This window comes from Chryseobacterium sp. WLY505 (assembly GCF_030846215.1).
GTDB lineage: Bacteria > Bacteroidota > Bacteroidia > Flavobacteriales > Weeksellaceae > Chryseobacterium.
On sequence record NZ_JAVCWI010000030.1, the window covers coordinates 1 to 818 of the forward strand.

Here is an 818-nt window from a genome sequence, read left to right on the forward strand (position 1 = left end):
GGAAGTAACTTTCAAAGAGTTCGCTTTGGTAATGGTCTGATCAGAGTTGTAGTCTGCTGCAGTAACATAGTTGAAGTCAACCGTATTACCAATGGCAGTACTTCCTGCGTCGATAGAGATTACGTCATTCAGGGTAATGTTTACGGTTGTAGTTGCAGTTGTATTTTGAGCTTGAACATTGCTAGTTCCAAATATGATAGCTCCAAAAGTTAAGGCTGTGATTACGATTTGCTTTTTCATGATGGTAATATTTTATTGTTATTTTTTACTTAATTGTTATCTTTTGTATACTGCAAATTTATAGCGGTGCTAAAAGTTTCTTTGTAGTGGAAAAAGGAAGTTCACGTAGTAAAATCACTACAAGGTTTATCATTTTGACTTAAATAGTAAAACCCTCAGTACTTAGAAAATATTAAGGTCGTATATAAATTGCTGTTATTTCTATTATAAAGCTGTCGTAATATAAATTCCCGGATTTTGAATTGTATCTGTATCGGTACAATACATACAAAATCAAAGGCCTCCTGAGGAAGCCTTCGAAACACCAAATCACAAAATATTAATATGAAAAATTAATTTATAAAGCAGTCGCGGTATAAGTTACTGTTTGCGTATAAGTTCCCGCTGGTTTACCTAAAATATCAGACGATGATGATTTTGCTGCTGGAATAGTGTAGTCCAGATTCAACGTTAATGCACTTCCAAGAGGAGCATTGGTAACTAAATTCTGATCTGTTGCAGATAAAACCACAGTATTTTTTGTTCCTCCCATTGATCCGGCAGCTGTAGCTGCTTTGATCGTCAAAACATTCACAGGG

At 35.1% G+C, this 818-nt stretch carries 2 pseudogenes; both read right to left on the reverse strand.

From position 1 onward, the window contains the following. Positions 1 to 240: pseudogene (locus RAH34_RS22770) on the reverse strand (peptidoglycan-binding protein LysM); the annotation flags it as partial. Between the two features lie 337 nt (positions 241 to 577). After that, a pseudogene (locus RAH34_RS22775) lies at positions 578 to 818 on the reverse strand (peptidoglycan-binding protein LysM); the annotation flags it as partial.